General features: G+C 63.0%; 17 protein-coding genes. 12 read left to right on the top strand and 5 right to left on the bottom strand.

The features are described from left to right. Positions 1-697: 697 nt before the first annotated feature. Together H281_RS0114670 and H281_RS0114665 are read left to right on the top strand one after the other, a co-directional pair. Positions 698-1,558, top strand: a complete 861-nt coding sequence (locus tag H281_RS0114670; protein ID WP_020067876.1) for a hypothetical protein — start codon at positions 698-700, stop codon at positions 1,556-1,558. Further along, entirely contained in the window at positions 1,518-2,678 is a 1,161-nt protein-coding gene (locus tag H281_RS0114665; protein WP_020067875.1) for a GGDEF domain-containing protein, read from the top strand. Before H281_RS0114670 ends, H281_RS0114665 begins: the two co-directional genes overlap by 41 nt. Positions 2,679-2,790: 112 nt before the next feature. Here the strand turns inward: H281_RS0114665 and glgA are convergent, their stop codons facing one another. The 3 genes from glgA to H281_RS0114650 all read right to left on the bottom strand — a co-directional run bounded on the left by glgA (position 2,791) and on the right by H281_RS0114650 (position 6,363). After that, positions 2,791-4,392, bottom strand: coding sequence for a glycogen synthase GlgA (gene glgA, locus H281_RS0114660; protein WP_027804608.1), 1,602 nt, complete (start codon positions 4,390-4,392; stop codon positions 2,791-2,793). A 286-nt stretch (positions 4,393-4,678) separates the two neighbouring features. Then, a complete protein-coding gene (locus H281_RS0114655; RefSeq protein WP_020067873.1) occupies positions 4,679-6,151 on the bottom strand; it encodes a sodium:solute symporter family protein in 1,473 nt (490 codons plus the stop codon). Further along, complete coding sequence (locus tag H281_RS0114650; protein WP_020067872.1) at positions 6,148-6,363, bottom strand: DUF3311 domain-containing protein; 216 nt, start codon at positions 6,361-6,363, stop codon at positions 6,148-6,150. The genes H281_RS0114655 and H281_RS0114650 overlap by 4 nt, the downstream gene beginning before the upstream one ends. A 383-nt stretch (positions 6,364-6,746) precedes the next feature. On the opposite strand from H281_RS0114650, the gene H281_RS0114640 reads away from it, so the two are divergent. The 5 genes from H281_RS0114640 to H281_RS0114620 all read left to right on the top strand — a co-directional run bounded on the left by H281_RS0114640 (position 6,747) and on the right by H281_RS0114620 (position 12,377). After that, the gene (locus H281_RS0114640; protein ID WP_027804607.1) at positions 6,747-7,427 is read left to right on the top strand and encodes a MarC family protein; all 681 of its coding nucleotides are present in this window, start codon (positions 6,747-6,749) and stop codon (positions 7,425-7,427) included. 275 nt (positions 7,428-7,702) lie between these two features. Continuing rightward, positions 7,703-8,809 (top strand): porin, encoded by a 1,107-nt coding sequence (locus H281_RS0114635; RefSeq protein WP_027804606.1) that lies wholly within the window; start codon positions 7,703-7,705, stop codon positions 8,807-8,809. A 173-nt stretch (positions 8,810-8,982) separates the two neighbouring features. Then, positions 8,983-9,432: a sugar dehydrogenase complex small subunit gene (locus H281_RS0114630; RefSeq protein ID WP_020067868.1), complete on the top strand. Its 450-nt coding sequence runs from the start codon at positions 8,983-8,985 to the stop codon at positions 9,430-9,432. 3 nt (positions 9,433-9,435) lie between these two features. Continuing rightward, positions 9,436-11,058, top strand: coding sequence for a GMC family oxidoreductase (locus H281_RS0114625; protein ID WP_020067867.1), 1,623 nt, complete (start codon positions 9,436-9,438; stop codon positions 11,056-11,058). Between the two features lie 2 nt (positions 11,059-11,060). Continuing rightward, positions 11,061-12,377: a c-type cytochrome gene (locus H281_RS0114620; protein ID WP_408735241.1), complete on the top strand. Its 1,317-nt coding sequence runs from the start codon at positions 11,061-11,063 to the stop codon at positions 12,375-12,377. A 22-nt stretch (positions 12,378-12,399) separates the two neighbouring features. Here the strand turns inward: H281_RS0114620 and H281_RS0114615 are convergent, their stop codons facing one another. Beyond that, positions 12,400-12,612 carry a hypothetical protein gene (locus H281_RS0114615; protein ID WP_027804603.1) on the bottom strand — a complete coding sequence of 71 codons (213 nt, stop codon included), beginning with the start codon at positions 12,610-12,612 and terminating at the stop codon, positions 12,400-12,402. 189 nt (positions 12,613-12,801) lie between these two features. Between H281_RS0114615 and H281_RS0114610 the strand changes: the two genes are divergently transcribed. Beyond that, positions 12,802-13,047, top strand: coding sequence for a DUF6723 family protein (locus H281_RS0114610; RefSeq protein ID WP_020067864.1), 246 nt, complete (start codon positions 12,802-12,804; stop codon positions 13,045-13,047). A 20-nt stretch (positions 13,048-13,067) separates the two neighbouring features. Here the strand turns inward: H281_RS0114610 and H281_RS0114605 are convergent, their stop codons facing one another. After that, positions 13,068-13,304, bottom strand: a complete 237-nt coding sequence (locus H281_RS0114605; protein ID WP_020067863.1) for a hypothetical protein — start codon at positions 13,302-13,304, stop codon at positions 13,068-13,070. Positions 13,305-13,492: 188 nt separating this feature from the next. Here H281_RS0114605 and H281_RS0114600 point away from each other — a divergent pair, with 188 nt between their 5' ends. The 4 genes from H281_RS0114600 (at position 13,493) to tkt (ending at position 16,990) form a co-directional block, all read left to right on the top strand. Further along, entirely contained in the window at positions 13,493-13,753 is a 261-nt protein-coding gene (locus H281_RS0114600) for a hypothetical protein (RefSeq protein ID WP_020067862.1), read from the top strand. Between the two features lie 27 nt (positions 13,754-13,780). Next, a complete protein-coding gene (locus H281_RS36845; RefSeq protein ID WP_020067861.1) occupies positions 13,781-13,951 on the top strand; it encodes a hypothetical protein in 171 nt (56 codons plus the stop codon). A gap of 211 nt (positions 13,952-14,162) precedes the next feature. Further along, positions 14,163-14,708, top strand: coding sequence for a cupin domain-containing protein (locus H281_RS0114590; RefSeq protein WP_020067860.1), 546 nt, complete (start codon positions 14,163-14,165; stop codon positions 14,706-14,708). Positions 14,709-14,905: 197 nt separating this feature from the next. Beyond that, positions 14,906-16,990, top strand: a complete 2,085-nt coding sequence (gene tkt / locus H281_RS0114585) for a transketolase (RefSeq protein WP_020067859.1) — start codon at positions 14,906-14,908, stop codon at positions 16,988-16,990. The last annotated feature ends 16 nt before the right edge of the window (positions 16,991-17,006 follow it).

Raw genomic sequence — 17,006 nt, 5'->3', positions numbered from 1 at the left:
ACCAGTCTGTTAGCCGCCAACAGTACAGTGGCCCGCATCGTTCACGCGATGCGGGCCACTGCGCTTTTGCAAGCGAGGTCAGCGTTACCGCATTACCGGCCATATCCGCTTAATGTATGGGCAAGCGGCTCCGCTAAGCGATAGCACAATAGCGCCGAAATCTCGTCGATGTACGCCACTCGCGCCTGCGCGTGTCAGCAAAAGACGCGCAGCCGCGCCCGAGCGCTCCCGTGAGAATGTGTGACTCCTGTGTGCGCCGGACGTGGCGTTAAACATTCCTCGTTTAGTGGATGGCGCAACCATTTCTGGCGCCGCTCGGCGCAGCTATTCGACGCGAGGCGTAAAGAGCAAGCGCGCCGCGCATTCAGTTAACCGGCCTGCAGGCGCGAAAATTGCATCGTACTGAGCCCCTGGCGCATTCTGCCGACCGATCATCAAGGCTGGCGGCGCTTTGCGCCCGCTCCTACGTCAGTTGAAAGGCCACTGCGTTGTTGTATATGCATGGGCGTTGAACGTTTTACCCGGGTTTCAGACGCGAATGCGCGCTGCCGAACAGACGTCGGCAGCCGCGCCGCGTGTTGTTGTCGCTACCGGACGAGCGAGTTACATTCTTCCAGCAGCGTTTGCATCGACCGTGCGAAATAGTGAGACCCAGCCTGATGGAGCGTCAGACGGAAGAATTCCGGAGCGTATTGCGATGTATAACGATCCCGACTTGCCTCCTGTCCGCGGACATGGAGACGATGCGCGCTTCGATAGCGGCGATGTGGAAGACCCAGGCGTGACGCCCCGCTTCGGACGCCTCGCGCTATGCGTAGCGGCGGCGAGCGCGCTCGCGTTCGGCGTGGTGGGCACCGTGGCCTACGGCGTCTGGTTCAATAGCGACCAGCAGACGTATGCCGAGGCCATCGCCCGCGCGCGCCAGGCGTTGCGTATGCCCACGCCGAACAACATGGCGTCGGCACTCGCGAAAGCGTCCGCGCAGGCAGACACTACGCTCGCCACCAGCGCGCAGGCTGCACCGCCTGCAGCCGCTATCGTGGGAGCGCCGCTCGTGACATCCGCGATCAGCGCCCCGGCACCAACACCGGCACCGGCACCGATGCAGGCACCGACACAGAGTCCCAGGCCCGTCACCAGCTCGCCCGCAGACGCGATTGCACTGCTCGACCTGCCGGCGGTTCCCGCGAAGTCGCCGGTGTCTAGCACGGAGAGCCGAAAGCCGTCGGTGTGGTCCGGACAGATCAGCCGTCCGGAGGACGAAGAGGAAGTGCTCGCGGATAATGCCGAGGCTATGCCGTCGGGCACGGAAACCGGCGCGGCCGTTTCGCCTCGCTCAATGCAACGTACTGCCGCCGCGGCAGATCCGGCCTCGCCGCAGCTGGCATCCACACGTCCCGCGCGAGCGGCGAAATACGCGCAGCAGGAGCGCCGCGCTTCAGGGACCAGCGCACGACGTAAGCCCAATCTGTTTGCAAGAATGAGCTCCTTCTTTCGACGCGTAAGCTACCGACAACATGGCAGCGGAAGTCAGCAAGACCCCTACTCGCATCCCTGAAACGCTCTTTGCGTTGCCCCGGGAATCCGGCCGCGCCAACGGATGGCGTCTCACGCCCGGTCCCGCAACCGTCGCCGTGGCGTCGCTGCTGTGCCTGCTGATCGGCCTGCTGTATCTGGCGTTGCAGATCAGAACGGTATTCGCTGATCAGGTCAAACAGGAATATGCGGGCCTCGTGCTCGAAGCCGTCGAGCGAGCCGAGACCGCGCGTGCGCGCGTGGGCGTATGGGACCAGGTGCCGCACGCTCACGATGCCGCAGCGGAAGGGTACGGGCAGGCGCGCGCCGAACTGACGCGGCGTCTCGCGTCGCTAGCCGCGCTCGTGAACGCGAGTCCTGCGAATGCGCCGCGTATTCCGTCGTCGGTGTTATTGCCCGACGCGACGTTCGGCGAAATGGACAGGTTGCTCGGCGACGCGTCGTCCTACTGGCACACGCAACGCGATACCTATAGCGCGGACATGCGCAAGCGAATCACGGGGATCGCGCACATGCTCATCGCGGTGGCGGCGCTGCTCTTCTGCCTGCTGATTACGGCGCTGGGCATGTATGCCAAACGCAACCGGCAGTTGGCCGGCCAGTCGCACGAATTCAAGCACGCGGCGCTGCACGATCCGATGACCGGGCTCGCGAACCGGCGCAAGCTTTTCGCCGCGTTGGAAGAGGCCGCTGCCCAGGCGTCGATGTCGGTCAGCCCGCGCAAGATGGCCGTGCTGTATGTGGATCTCGACGGCTTCAAGAAGGTCAACGATTCACGCGGTCACCGTGTGGGCGATGAGTTTCTGGTCGCAGTATCGCGGCGTTTTCGCGAATCGGTGCGCAAAGAAGACGTTGTCGCGCGGATCGGCGGAGACGAATTCGCAGTGCTGGTTCAGGAGTTCGCCGAGCAGGAGGAGTTGCGGCAGATTGCGCAGCGCCTGATCGCCTGCGTGGCCCGCACCGACGAACAGATGGGCATGGGCATGGTTCGCGCGAGCATCGGTATAGCGAGCTACCCCGATCTCGTCGACGACTATTGCCGCCTCGTCGCTGCCGCCGACGAAGCAATGTATCGGGTCAAGCGAAGCGGCAAGAACGGCTTCGCGTTTGCCTCGCGCGCATCTGAGGCGCGCGTCGGGTAGCCCGGGCGTTGCGCCTTTAAGCGAAGCGGCTGCACTTTTGATGAACCGGCTGCGCCTTAGCGGCGCAGGCCCTTCATTACCGCCAGACTCCAGCCATCACGCCGTCAATCCATCACGCGGTTCGCGCCAACTCGCCCACACCCGCATTGAACGTATCTTCGCTGCGAACTCGCCGTGAGTTCGCCGGGGCTGCAGTTCTTGCGCGGACAGGCGCCTTGCGAACACGCGTATCGGGCACCGCAGAGTGTGCGTCGACGAGACCCGCATATAACGCAAGATAGTTCGCTGTCGACACTTCCCAGCCCGAGTCGCGGTTCATCGCATTGCGCTGCAACGCATGCCACGACGCGGGCCGCACGAACGCGGCCAACGCACGGCCGAGCGCATGCACGACGTCGTGCGGATGTTCGCCATCGAACAGGAAGCCGGTCGCGCAATCTTCGTCTCGCGCTTCGTGCGGCGCGTAATCGACGATCGTATCCGCGAGGCCGCCCACGCGCGAGGCCACCGGGATCGTGCCGTAACGCATCGCATAGAGTTGCGTGAGTCCGCACGGCTCGAAGCGGCTGCCGTGCAGCAGAATGTCCGCGCCCGCGTGCAGCATGTGCGCGCGCGGCTCGTCATAACCGATCTGCACACCCACACGCGCCGGCCACGCGGCAGCAAGTTCCTGCATCGCATGTTCAAGCCCGCGTTCGCCTTGTCCGAGAATTGCGAACTGCAGACGCGGATGCTCTTCAAGCAGTCGGGGCAGCGCGTGCACCACCACGTCGGCCAGTTTCTGTTCGGTGAGACGGCTGCCTATCGCGACGAGCGGCGCGAACGGGTCGCGCGTCAAACCAAATGCCTGTTGCAATTCGCGCTTGCACGCCTGCTTGCCGGCGGTGTCGTCGACGGAATAGGGGCGGGCGATGTATTCGTCAGTGGCCGGATTCCACACGGACATGTCGATGCCATTCACGATGCCGCTTAGTTTTCCTATCTGAGCCTGCAGCACGCCTTCCATTCCGTGGCCGAAGTGCGGCGTGAGAATTTCGCGTGCATAGCGCTGACTGACGGTCGTCACGCGATCCGCATGGACGATCCCGGCCTTCATCATGCTGAGCGAACCGTAGAACTCGATGCTGCGCTCGTCGCTCAGTGCAGGCGCGAGCAATTCCGGCGGCACACCGATCCAGCCGCCCATCGCGAGCGGATGATTGCCCTGGAACGCAAGGTTGTGAATCGTGTAGACGCTTTTCGCGGCGACGCCAGCGAGCCGCATGTAAAGCGGCGTGAGCCCTGCATGCCAATCGTGCGCGTGCACGATGTGAGGGCGTTTCAGGTTGCGAACGCCGCGTGCGACACGCGTGGCCGCCGCCGCCAGCGACGCAAATCGCGTGAGGTTGTCGAGATAATCGTGCCCTTGCGGGTCACGGTACAAGCCTTCGCGCGCAAAGAGGTGATCCATTTGAAGCAGCAGCACGGTTACGCCGCTATCGGGCATGCGGGCGCGCAGCAAACGCGCGTCGCCGCCCGGCAGACCGGTCATCCGCGCAACGTAAGTGACATCGACGGCACGCTCGAGGGCGTCCGGATAAGCGGGCATCAGAATCGAGACGTCTACGCCGGCATCGCGCAAAGCTGCGGCATAGGCGCTGACCATGTCGCCGAGTCCACCCGACTTGGCGAGCGGTAGGGCTTCGGAAGCGACAAGTAGTACGTTAAGCGGCAAGGTGGCCCCCAGAGGACGCGTTTTTGCACTTGTGCAGTGCGGCGGATTCACAGGGCCAACTAACAGCAAGCCGTGTGCCCAGCACGCCCATTGGGTTTGCGGCCGGCTCATGGCCATGCTGCGGTGCATGGCGTTTGCGCGCCGCTTGCGCGTCGACGCACCCGGTCCGTTCGGGCCAGGCTTTTCTTCATGCGAATGTAGTTTTGACCTCCTGAATTGCCTAGCGGAAACAAAAAAGCCGTCGCGCGAGGCGACGGCTTTCGGTAAGCGCAAGGTGCGCTTCGATTCAATGCGCCGATGCGTGCGTATGCTCGACGCGTCCGCTTTGCGTCATCGCACTGACAATGATGAATACGACGATGTTGACCGCCAGCGCCACGAAGCCGATGTTCACGTCTTTCAGCGCGTCGGGCAGGAACGGCATTAGTTGCCCGATCGTCAGATGCATGGTCGTGGTAATCGCCACCACGGCGACGCCCGCAACGATGCCGCAAAACGCGCCCTGTTTGGTCGCGCGATTGCGCGGGAAAAGGCTGCAGATAACCGCGGGGAAAAGCTGCGTGACGAAGCTGTAGCCCATCAGCAGCAGGGCGACGATGGTTTCGCCGCCGTGCAGCGTGAAGGCGACCGCCACGAGCGCGACGACCGGCACCAGGATTCGCGCGAGATTGGCAACCGTGGCGTCCGTCGCGTTGCGGTTCACCATCCCGCGATAGACGTCGTTGGCGAGCAGCGTGGATGCCGAGGTGAGGATCATCGAGCCCGGCACGAGCGCCGTCAGAATACCGGCCGCGCCGATCACACCGACGAACCAGGGGTCGAAGGTCTGCAGCGACAGGCGGAACAGCGACAGGTCGATATCGCCGCCCTTCAGACCCGGCACCTTCAGCGTCGCGGCAAAGCCCACGAAGAACACGAACAGCAGGATCAGCTGGTAGAGCGGCAGCACCATCGCATTGCGGCGGAAGATGCGCTCGTCCCTGGCGGTGAATATCGAGCCGAAAGTGTGCGGCCACATGAAGAAGCCAAGCGCCGTCAGCAGCACGGTGGACTGGAACCACGTGACGCTCGAACCCTTGGCGGGGAAGGTCAGAAAGCCGGGACGGGCGGCGTCGATTGCATGGAACATTTCGCCCAGGCCGCCGTAGTAGTGCAGCGGCAGATAAATGCCGAGGAACAGCACGATCGCGAGAATCAGCAGATCCTTCACGACGGAGTTCCATGCCGAGCCGCGCACGCCCGAGACGATCACATACACCGTGACCACCGCCGCGCCGATCCAGATCGCAGCGGTCGACGAGATCGCGCCGTAGGAAGCGGTTGCGACGATGATGCCCAAGCCCTTTAACTGCAGCACGAGGTAGGGGATCAACGCGGCCACGCCGACCAGCGCGACGAGCGTGCCGAGCGCGGGGCTATCGTATTTGCGGCTGAAAAAGTGCGGCTGCGAAACGAGATGGTGCTGTTTTGCGTAGCGCCAGATCGGCGGCAGCATCCAGTAGGAAAGGATGTACGCGAGCGTGCCGTAGGCCAGAATGTAATAGACAGGCGCGCCCTTGCCATAGGCAAAACCGCTGCCGCCAAGGAACGTGAAGGTCGTATAGATTTCGCCGGCCATCAGCAGGAACACGAAGGCGGTGCCGAAGCTGCGGCCGCCCACAGTCCATTGTTCGAGGCTCATGTCATGGCCATGCTTCGCGCGCACGCCGAGAAAGAGCGCAAAGAGCGTAATGGCTGCAATGATAACGAGTGCGCTCATGGCCGGACCTCCTCGCCGTCAGCGGCGACGTGCCGGTTCGAAGCGTCGAGCCGGTACACGATCGCCATGATGATCGAACTCAACACCACCCACGCGACGATCCAGCCCAGCACGAACGGCATGCCGAGCACGAGCGGCTCGACCCGGTTCACAAACGGGACACCGAGCAAAATGCCGATGAACGGCAGCGCGGCGAGTACACGAAGCAACATGGGGCAACTCCTCGAACTGTAAGTACGTCTCGTTGAAAGTGCGGCTTCGCTGGCGACTGTATGCCGGATGCTTCGGTCCCGTAAAGTAAGTCAAAAAAGTGTAGGCTTTTCGAAAGTTGCGGACGCATCGATCGGCACATCGACTGTGAGCTCGTGTTGCGCCGCAATGTGCGACGCGCGCGAGTGGAAGTCGGGATGCATCCAGAACATTCACGCCTTTCTATATAGGTTCGCGTTCTACCGGGTTCATATCGCGCCGCGCTATGATCTCGCCACGCAACGCGCGCAGGTCTGAGGCTTCGGCGCTTCAGTTCAACTACACGGCGCGGCGCACCAGTGTGCAGCAGTCGCAGTGCCTGGCCGCCGCTCGACACGGATCGCATATGGTCGAAAGTCTGATCTCGGACATTCTGTTCGGCTTTACCGGGCTGATCAGCATCATCAACCCGATCGGCATTGCATTTGTCTTTCTCGACCGGACCGCCTCACTGACCACCGAGGAACGCACCGCACTCGCAAGAAAGATCGCGATCAATGTCGTGTGCGTGCTACTGGTGGCGTTTTTTATCGGCACGCCCATTCTGCATTTCTTCGGCATTTCGATGCAGGCGCTGCGCATCGGCGGCGGCCTTGCTGTGGCGGTGGGCGGCTGGCAAATGCTGAATGCGCCCGATACACAGCCCGCCGAACAGCCGACCGTCAAGCGCGTGGATGCCGAGAACGCGAAGGCGAGAGCGTTCTTCCCCCTGACCATTCCATTGACCACCGGACCGGGCTCGATCGCCACGGCCGTCGCGCTGACCGCGAACCGTACGCATAAGCTGTCGGAGTTCGTGCTGTCGAGCATCGCGTCGGTTGTGATCTCACTCGCGGTCGCGCTCACGGTCTATCTGATCTACAGCCGTGCCGTCATCTTCGCGCGGTACCTCGGCGTGGAAGGTACCAAGGTAGCGATGCGCGTCTCGTCCTTTCTGTTGCTGTGCATCGGCGTGCAGATCATGCTGACCGGTTTCTCGGAGTTCCTCATTCCGATCGCGACGATGCAGCCGGCGGTGAACCGGTAATCGATGCGGTACTCAGACGGCAGCCCCGCAGTCGAGTCCATGCGTCGCAAAAGTCTATTGCGCGAAACGGGTAGTTCGCCGAGCGCGCATCGCCTATAGTTCGGCGGCACTGCGTGTAGTTTTACAACATCGCGCGTGCCATCTCCTCTGGCAGCACCTGGCGTCGAGCCGCATTACTTCGAGCCGCATTACTTCGAGCCGTCCGCAGTTCGCATTGCGTCATGCAGTGCTCATGCTTTGCCCCATACCGCGTCACACGAACTCACGCCAATACAATGAGACTACACACAAAACTGGTGGCCGCTCTTGCGGTGGCAAGTCCGCTTGCATATGGTCAAACAAGCGTAACGCTATATGGCCGTCTGGATGCCGGCGTCGAATATCTGAATCACATTAACAACGGCACGGGCGGAAGCTCTAACCGCTGGCGCGCCGAAGGCGGCGATTGGGGCACCAGCATGCTGGGTCTCAAGGGCAATGAAGAACTGGGCGGCGGACTGAAAGCGATCTTCACACTGGAGACCGGTCTGCAGGTGATGGACGGCACGACGAGCGGCGGACGGCTCTGGTCGCGGCGCGCCTTCGCCGGACTCAGCAGCCAGCAATGGGGCACGTTGCAAGCGGGTCGTAATCTTTTCATCGACAGCGACGGTGTTTGGGAATTCGATCCGTTCGTGCAGCAGGCGTTTTCGTCGGCGTCGCTCGTGCGGGGTCGCAACTGGCAGCAGACCAGCAATAACGTCGAGTACCACAGCCCGGTGTTCTGGGGCTTCGACGTGCAGGCGCAGTACGCGTTCGGCAATCAGCCGGGTGCCTTCAACAGCGGCGCGAGCGGCGAGTTCGGCCGCTCGGACGGCATCATGCTGACCTACCATTCGCAGCTCTTCGACGTGCGCGGCATCTACGACGAACTGCGCGACAGCAACGGCCGCTTCTCGAACATTTTCCAGAGTTCGCGCGAGTACTTCGTGGGCGCGAACGTGCATTTCGACGCGGTCAAGATTCAGGGCGCCTATACGCATTACTCGGCGCCGGACTCGCCAGCGGGCGTCGCCGATACAGCCGACCACTACTGGCTTGGCGCGACATACAACTTCCAGCCGCGCTGGGCCGTCACCGCGGGCGGCTATTACGTGAAGGTCGGCGACGGCAGCGGCGACGCCGCGCATGATCCCTCGGGCCACGCGATGATGTACGTACTCGGCACCACGTACAACCTCTCGAAGCGAACATTCCTTTACGGCACGGTAGGTTACGTGCGCAACAGCAGCAACGCGAACTTCTCGCTCGAAGCCTCGCCGCGCGATTCGACCAGCAACACGAGCCCGCTCGTCGGCGAATCGCAGACGGGTGCCTATGTCGGCATGCTGCATCAGTTCTGAAGCGCGGCCTGATTGTCGGGCAGCGGCGTTTCGTTTAATCGCGTATCACACGCTTCATTTCATTACCGGCATTACCGCATCAACAAGTTTTGAACCACGCCTCACAAGGGATAAGAACATTGACTCCACAAGACTCTCTCGGCGAGCACGCCGCGAGCGGTGAGCCGTCGACCATGACGCGCCGCCGCTGGCTGCAGGGCGCGCTCGCGTTGGCGGCCGCGGGCCTGACCGGCTCGCTCACGCTCAAGGCACTGGCCGACGACTCGTCGTCCGCTCCCATCGACACCTTCATGACGTTGTCGCAATCGCTGACCGAAAAGTCCGCGCTCGATCGCGACGTCGGCACCCGGCTCTTTGCCGCGCTGCAGAAGTCCACGCCCGAACTCGCGCAGCAATTGCCGAAGCTCGCGGGCGCGCTCGCCGCCGGTTCCGCCGATGCCGCTCAACAGGCGCTTGCGCTGAAGATCATGGAAGCGTGGTATCTCGGCACCGTCGATGACGTCGTCATTACCTATGAGCAGGCGCTGATGTTCGGCGTGGTATCCGACACGCTGATCATCCGCTCGTATTGCCCGAACAAGCCCGGCTTCTGGGCTGCAAAACCCGTCGAGAGGCAAGCATAAGCCATGGCCGATAAACAACAGAGCACTGAGCAAGCCGATATCGTCGTGGTCGGGTCGGGGGTCGCCGGGGCGATCGTCGCGCATCAGCTGGCGCAGGCCGGCAAGTCCGTGATCCTGCTCGAAGCCGGGCCGCGCATGCCGCGCTGGGAGATCGTCGAGCGCTTTCGCAATCAGGCGGACAAGATGGATTTCATGGCGCCGTATCCGCCGAGCAAATGGGCACCGCACCCTGAGTACTATCCGCCCAACAACTATCTGATCCTCAAGGGCGAGCATAAATTCAACTCGCAGTACATTCGCGCGGTCGGCGGCACGACATGGCACTGGGCCGCATCGGCATGGCGCTTCATGCCGAACGACTTCAGGATGAAAACCGTCTATGGCGTGGGCCGCGACTGGCCGATGCAATACGAGGAACTGGAGCCGTATTACCAGCGTGCCGAAGAAGAACTCGGCGTGTGGGGCCCGACCGACGAAGAACTCGGCTCGCCGCGCAGCCAGCCTTATCCGATGGCACCGCTGCCGCTGTCGTACAACGAGCAGACCATCAAGAGCAAGCTCAATGCTTTCGACTCACGCTATCACGTCGTGACCGAACCGGTCGCGCGCAACAGCCGTCCGTACGATGGCCGCCCGACCTGCTGCGGCAATAACAATTGCATGCCGATTTGCCCGATCGGTGCGATGTACAACGGCATCGTGCACGTTGAAAAAGCCGAGCAGGCCGGCGCCAGGCTGATCGCCAACGCGGTGGTCTACAAACTCGAAGTCGGCACGGACAAGCGCATCACGGCGGCTTTGTACAAAGATGCGCAGGGCAACGAGCATCGCGTGGAAGGCAAGTATTTCGTGCTCGCCGCGAACGGCATCGAGACGCCGAAGATCATGCTGATGTCGCAGAGCCACGACTTTCCGAACGGCGTCGGCAACAGCTCCGACATGGTAGGTCGTAACCTGATGGACCACCCGGGCACGGGCGTCACGTTCTACGCTGACGAAAAACTGTGGCCGGGGCGCGGCCCGCAGGAAATGACCTCGCTGATCGGCTTTCGCGACGGCGCGTTCCGCGCGACGGAAGCGGCCAAGAAGATCCACCTGTCGAACATGTCGCGAGTCGATCAGGAGACCCAAAAAATCTTCAAGCAAGGCAAGCTCATCAAGCCCGCCGAGCTCGATGCGCAGATTCGCGACCGCTCGGCGCGCTTCGTCGAGTTCGACTGCTTCCACGAAATTCTGCCGCAACCGGAAAACCGCATCGTGCCGAGCCGCACCGAGACCGACGCGATCGGCATTGCGCGGCCCGAGATCACTTATCGCATCGACGACTACGTGAAGCGCGGCGCCGCGCACACCCGCGAAGTCTATGCGAACGCGGCGAAGGTACTGGGCGGCAGCGACATCCGGTTTGACGACGAATTCGCGCCGAACAACCACATCACGGGCGCGACGATCATGGGCAGCGATCCGCGCGATTCCGTGGTCGACAAGCATTGCCGCACGTTCGACCACCCGAATCTGTTCATTTCGAGCAGCGCGACGATGCCGACCGTCGGCACCGTCAACGTGACGCTGACCATTGCCGCGCTGGCACTGCGCATGGCCGACCAGTTGAAGAAGGAAGTGTGAACGTGTTGAAGAAGACTTTTTTCTGGATGCTGTCCGGCGCCTTCGCGTGGTCTTCGGCGCTGCCCGTTTGCGCATTCGCACAAGACGCTAAAGCGGTGGACGGCAACGACGCGGCGTTGATCAAACGCGGCGAATATCTCGCCACCGCCGGCGATTGCATGGCGTGTCACACCACCGCGAAAGGCAAGCCGTTCGCGGGCGGCCTGCCGCTCAAGGTGCCGATGCTCGGCACGATCTATTCGAGCAACATCACGCCCGACCCGCAAACGGGTATCGGCACGTGGTCGCTCGAAGACTTCGACCGCGCGCTGCGCAAGGGCGTGTCGAAGGACGGCCATAACCTGTACCCGGCGATGCCGTATGTCTCCTACGCGAAGGTCAGCGACGGCGACGTGAAGGCGCTATACGCGTATTTCCGCTACGGCGTGGTGCCGGTGCAGCAGGCTACGCGCGCGAGCGACATTGCATGGCCGCTCAACATGCGCTGGCCGCTCACCGTATGGAACTGGATGTTCCTGAAGAGTGGCCCATATCAGGCGAAGCCTCAACAGAGCGCCGAGTGGAACCGTGGTGCCTATCTCGTGCAGGGGCTCGCGCATTGCAGCACGTGCCACACGCCGCGCGGCTTTGCGATGCAGGAGCAGGCGCTCGATGAAACCGGCAGCGGCTTCCTCGGCGGCTCGGTGCTCGCGGATTGGGACGGCTACAACATCACGTCGTCGCCCGATAGCGGCATTGGCGGATGGAGCCATACGCAGCTCGTGCAGTATCTGCAAACGGGCAGCGTGCCCGGACTCGCACAGGCAGCGGGGCCGATGGCCGAGGCGGTCGAGCACAGCTTCTCGAAGATGAGCGACGCCGACATCGGCGCCATCGCGACGTATGTGCGCACGGTGCCGCCGGTCAACGACGGCGGCGCTCAGAGCGGTTCGCGCTCGCGCAGCGCGTGGGGCAAACCGTCGACGGACGTGGCGCGCCTGCGAGGCGTTGCGATGAACGACGGCACGCTCGATCCCGCGCGGCTCTATCTGGGCAACTGCGCGACCTGTCACCAGGCGAGCGGCAAGGGCACACCGGACGGCTACTATCCGCCGTTGCTGCACAACTCGACGGTGGGTGCGTCGAATCCGGGCAACCTGATGCAGGTCATTCTGCACGGCGTGCAACGCAAAGCTGCAGGCAACGACGTCGGCATGCCGGCCTTCGCCGCACAACTGAACGACGCGCAGATTGCCGCGCTCACGAACTACGTGACGACGCAGTTCGGCAACCCCGCAGCCCAGCGCGTGAGCGAGAAGGACGTCGCCCGGCTACGCTGAGCACCGCTCAATGACCGCCTCGTCACGCGAGCCGTGACGAGGCACGCATTGGCGGCGGCTTCGCAGGCGGGTCGCCTTCCGGCGCGGCCGGCGGCAGCCCGCCTGGGTCGTCGTCGGGCGTCGCGGGTGGATCGGGATCGATGTTCGGAGGCGGCGGCGCCTCGGGATCGACCTCGGGCGGCATCGGCGTATGCATGACGAACGCCGTCCCATCGGGCGAGTTTGAACCGGCCATCGTTACCTCCAACTTTTGTCTCTGATCATTGCGTGCAATGCGCATGTCCCTTTGTCCCCAATCGCCCTTTGCGTAGTGCCTTTCGCGCGTGGAACGGCCATTGCTGTGTTTCATCGCGCAATGCACCAGGCATTGCGCAGTTAAGCGTGGGGTGCTCATCGAGCATCGACAGGGATAGGGAATACACAAATGGCGCGACATAAGGCCGACGTTGCTGATGACGAATTCGAGATTTTCGCCAGCTATCACGGAACAGGCGACGGCCGTTACGTAGGTGGACTGAAGGTCGTCCGCAGAGCGGATCGAAGGATACTTTTTCCGTTCGACGGTGCGCCGGAAATCGGACCGTACGAGACGGCCGATCAGGCGCGCCGTGCCGCCATCGAGTATGGCAAGCAGATCGTCGCGGCCGACCGCAAATCGCCGGAACGTTGACTGCGGCGCGTGTGCGCTCGTCAAGGCATGCCACCGAGCGACGGCGAGATCGTGCTGCCGCGATTCGGATCGTCCGGATGTTCATCGGGGACGGTGGGCCGCGCCGAGAGCGGCGGATGACTGCGATAGCAGGTGTCGATCGAATCGTTCACTACGCACTGCGCGAACGCGTCGGCATCGCTCTTTTGCGCGAACGTGTATAGCGTTCGCTCGACCTGAACTTCCGTGTCGGAGATGCGAATTGTCGTCACTGTCATGAAGTGCTCCTTTTTACAAAGATGAATCCGAAGCTTCAGTTCTGGCGACGCAATGCACGTGCCCACTTTACCGATGTCCGCGACGCTTGCGAGCCGTAACGGGACGCCCCTCGGCGTGCGGTCCGATGCAGTCCGGCAGGGTCCGTATGTTGCTGCACTCACGAGGTAGCCGATAAAAGGAGAGCGATATGCAGCCTGACACACCCAGCGAGAATTCCGGCGCTCCCGAGGTTTCGCCGGAAGTGAAAGAACGCAACAAGCCGAGCGGCGCGCAGTACGTGGAGCCGAGTCCCCTCGGCATCGAACCGGTCGTGCAGACCGGAGTCGACAAGCAAACCAATCCACCGCGCTCGAACGAACGTCCGGAGCAGACCGCCGAGGTGCCGCTCGGCACCGGCACGCACGGCGAGCCTGCGGGCGGCGGCGGCCGCGCGTCGCACAAGAACTGATGCGGTCAACAGCGAACGGAGAGACATATGCAACAGGACAACCAACCCCTGAACCCCGGCGATGAAGCGCCCCCCGACGCGCCCGGCGTCGGCGAAGATATCTGCCCGGCATGCAAGGGAACCGGCAAGGTAGAGGAAGTACAGTGCACCGTGTGCGGCGGCACCGGCAAAGTGCTGCAGGGCATTGGCGGCGGTTGAACGGTTTGATCGAGCGTCGCTGTGATGGTGTGATCGCCGGGCCAAGGCGTGGCTGCCGCCCGTCGCGGCAGCTTCGTGCGAGTTAAATGCGTCGTGGGATCAACCCGGGCAGCGACATGCCGCGGAGCGGGCGCGCTTTATGCGGCGCTGCAATATCGCGCCCTCCGGCACACGCACGCCGGACGCGCCCCGCTACCCACAGGAGCCAACCATGCAGGAACATTCGAAGCACGGATTCGACGCAGCGCAGACCGAGTACGAAGCCTTCATGCTCGAACCGCACGACTGGGTACCGAATAACAGCAAGCTGCCGGTCGTGATCTACAGGCAGGCAGTGGACCCCGCGATCGGCGACCTCGCCAAGGCGTTCGAACTGCTGTTCGCACGCAACGAATGGCCGCCGCAGTGGCGCGACGGCATCTTCGACTACCACCACTTTCACTCGACCGCTCACGAAGTGCTCGGCGTGTCGGACGGTTCCGCGGATGTGATAGTCGGCGGTCCGGGCGGCAAGGTGGTCAGCGTGTCCGCGGGCGACGTCCTGCTGCTGCCCGCCGGCACCGGCCATTGCCTGCAATCGTTCGAAGGCCGCTTCCGCGTGGTGGGGGCCTATCCCGCAGGCCAGCAGTGGGATATCCGCCGCGAAGCGCTGACCCCGCAGGAGCTTGCCGCAATGCATGCGCTGCCGTTCCCGAAGATGGATCCTGTCGACGGCAAGCATGGCCCCCTTTGCGAGCATTGGCTGAACGCGGCCTAGCCGCGCCCGTCGGCACGTCCGCCAGAGTTCCAGCAACGAGCCCGATGTCACGCAGCGTGCAGATTTGCGCGCATCGGCGCATCATCCATGAGGCTTGCTGAGCTCTTCATGCGTTGTTTCCCCTGAACACCGCTTGCCGGCGACGTCGCGGCAGCGCGCGCAGGCAATGTTTCCAACGGCCGAACAAGGAGTGTCCCATGCAAAACGATCCCGCCCTCGATCAGTTGTGCATCAATACGATCCGCACGCTGTCGATGGACGCTGTCCAGAAGGCCAATTCAGGCCACCCCGGCACGCCAATGGCGCTCGCGCCGGTCGCCTACCATTTGTGGCAGAACCATTTGCGCTACGACCCGGACGAGCCGTTGTGGCCCAATCGCGACCGCTTCGTGCTGTCGGTCGGGCATGCGTCGATGCTGCTGTATTCGCTGCTGCATCTGGCGAACGTGAAGGCAGTGGACGAAGAGGGCAAGCCGACCGGCAAGCCCGCCGTTTCGCTGGAAGACATCGAGCGTTTCCGCCAGATCGACAGCAAGACGCCGGGCCACCCTGAATACCGGATGACGACGGGCGTCGAAACCACGACAGGTCCGCTCGGCCAGGGCCTCGGCAATAGCGTCGGCATGGCGATGGCGGCCCGCTGGTACGAGAACCGCTTCAACAAGCCGGACGCGCCGCTTTTCGACTACCGCGTCTACGCGCTGTGCGGCGACGGCGACATGATGGAAGGCATCTCGCACGAAGCGGCCTCGCTCGCGGGCCATCTGAAGCTGTCCAATCTGATCTGGATCTACGACAGCAATCGCGTGACGATCGAAGGACATACCGATCTCGCCTATAGCGACGATGTCGAAAGCCGCTTCCGCGGTTACAACTGGCATACGCTACATGTGAACGATGCGAACGACGCCGCTGCGCTGGAAGCCGCATTCGTCGAAGCAAAAAGCATTACCGACCGGCCGACGCTGATCGTGGTGAACAGCATCATCGGCTGGGGCGCACCCAACAAGCAGGACACGTCAGCGGCGCACGGCGAGGCGCTCGGCGTCGAGGAAGTCGCGCTCACTAAAAAGTTTTACGGCTGGCCGGAAGACAAATTCTTCTACGTGCCCGAAGGCGTGCACGAACGTTTCGCCGCGGGCATCGGCGCGCGCGGCAAGGCGGCGCGCGCCGAATGGCAGGCGAAGTACGACGCCTACAGCAAGCAATATCCGGAACTGTCGCGCGAATTCGCGCTGATCGAGGCGCATGGTTTGCCGGTCGGCTGGGACAGCGACATTCCGACCTTCGACGCAGACGCCAAAGGCATGGCGTCACGCGAGTCGTCGGGCAAGGTGCTCAACGCGATTGCCGCGCGCGTTCCGTGGATGCTCGGCGGCGCGGCCGACCTCGCGCCATCCACGAAAACGAATCTGAAATTCGAGGGCGCGGGTAGCTTCGAGCACGACAATTACGGCGGCCGCAATCTGCATTTCGGCATTCGCGAGCATGGAATGGGCGCGGTGGTCAACGGCCTCGCGTTGTCGAATTTGCGGCCGTTCGGCTCGACATTCCTGATTTTCAGCGACTACATGAAGCCGCCGATCCGCCTGTCGGCGATCATGGAAGTCGAGTCGATCTATGTGTTCACCCACGATTCGATCGGCGTCGGCGAAGATGGCCCGACGCACCAGCCTATCGAGCAATTGGCGTCGCTGCGCGGCGTTCCCGGCCTCACCGTGCTGCGTCCGGGCGATGCAAACGAAGTAGCCGAAGCGTGGCGAGTCGCAGTTACGCAAAAGCGGCGTCCTTCGTGCATCGTCGTGTCGCGGCAGGCGCTGCCGACTCTCGACCGCAGCCGTTATGCCTCGGCCGAGGGCGTGAAGAAGGGCGCCTATGTGCTAGCCGACGCGCCCGACGGACAGAAGCCGCAAGTCATTCTGCTCGCGACGGGCAGCGAGTTGTCGATTTGCGTCGACGCGTACGAGAAACTGAAGAGCGAGGGCATTGCCGCGCGCGTGGTGTCGATGCCGTCATGGGATCTGTTCGAGCGGCAGGACGAAGCCTATCAGGACGCGGTGCTGCCGCCCGACATCGATGCGCGCGTGGCCGTCGAGCAGGCCGCCTCGCTGGGCTGGGACCGATACGTCGGCCGGCTCGGCGCGCAAGTGGTGATGCACACGTTCGGCGCATCCGCGCCGCTTTCCGATCTGAAGAAGAAATTCGGCTTCACGCCCGAGCATGTTTATGAAGCGGCGAAGCAGCAGATTGCGCGGGTACAGGGAAAGCGCAGCCAGGAGTAGTGCGTAAGCTGTAACA

The organism is Paraburkholderia caledonica, assembly GCF_000383275.1.
GTDB lineage: Bacteria > Pseudomonadota > Gammaproteobacteria > Burkholderiales > Burkholderiaceae > Paraburkholderia > Paraburkholderia caledonica.
This window is presented reverse-complemented; position numbering and strand designations above follow the sequence as displayed.

Excerpts from the sequence above, each read along its gene's own strand:
- H281_RS0114635 (WP_027804606.1), top strand. The coding sequence starts at position 7,703 with ATGAGACTACACACAAAACTGGTGGCCGCTCTTGCGGTGGCAAGTCCG.
- H281_RS0114625 (WP_020067867.1), top strand. The coding sequence starts at position 9,436 with ATGGCCGATAAACAACAGAGCACTGAGCAAGCCGATATCGTCGTGGTC.
- H281_RS0114590 (WP_020067860.1), top strand. The coding sequence starts at position 14,163 with ATGCAGGAACATTCGAAGCACGGATTCGACGCAGCGCAGACCGAGTAC.
- H281_RS0114665 (WP_020067875.1), top strand. The coding sequence starts at position 1,518 with ATGGCAGCGGAAGTCAGCAAGACCCCTACTCGCATCCCTGAAACGCTC.
- H281_RS0114630 (WP_020067868.1), top strand. The coding sequence starts at position 8,983 with ATGACGCGCCGCCGCTGGCTGCAGGGCGCGCTCGCGTTGGCGGCCGCG.
- H281_RS0114650 (WP_020067872.1), bottom strand. The coding sequence starts at position 6,363 with ATGTTGCTTCGTGTACTCGCCGCGCTGCCGTTCATCGGCATTTTGCTC.
- tkt (WP_020067859.1), top strand. The coding sequence starts at position 14,906 with ATGCAAAACGATCCCGCCCTCGATCAGTTGTGCATCAATACGATCCGC.
- H281_RS36845 (WP_020067861.1), top strand. The coding sequence starts at position 13,781 with ATGCAACAGGACAACCAACCCCTGAACCCCGGCGATGAAGCGCCCCCC.
- H281_RS0114610 (WP_020067864.1), top strand. The coding sequence starts at position 12,802 with ATGGCGCGACATAAGGCCGACGTTGCTGATGACGAATTCGAGATTTTC.
- H281_RS0114640 (WP_027804607.1), top strand. The coding sequence starts at position 6,747 with ATGGTCGAAAGTCTGATCTCGGACATTCTGTTCGGCTTTACCGGGCTG.
- H281_RS0114605 (WP_020067863.1), bottom strand. The coding sequence starts at position 13,304 with ATGACAGTGACGACAATTCGCATCTCCGACACGGAAGTTCAGGTCGAG.
- H281_RS0114615 (WP_027804603.1), bottom strand. The coding sequence starts at position 12,612 with ATGGCCGGTTCAAACTCGCCCGATGGGACGGCGTTCGTCATGCATACG.
- H281_RS0114670 (WP_020067876.1), top strand. The coding sequence starts at position 698 with ATGTATAACGATCCCGACTTGCCTCCTGTCCGCGGACATGGAGACGAT.
- H281_RS0114600 (WP_020067862.1), top strand. The coding sequence starts at position 13,493 with ATGCAGCCTGACACACCCAGCGAGAATTCCGGCGCTCCCGAGGTTTCG.
- H281_RS0114655 (WP_020067873.1), bottom strand. The coding sequence starts at position 6,151 with ATGAGCGCACTCGTTATCATTGCAGCCATTACGCTCTTTGCGCTCTTT.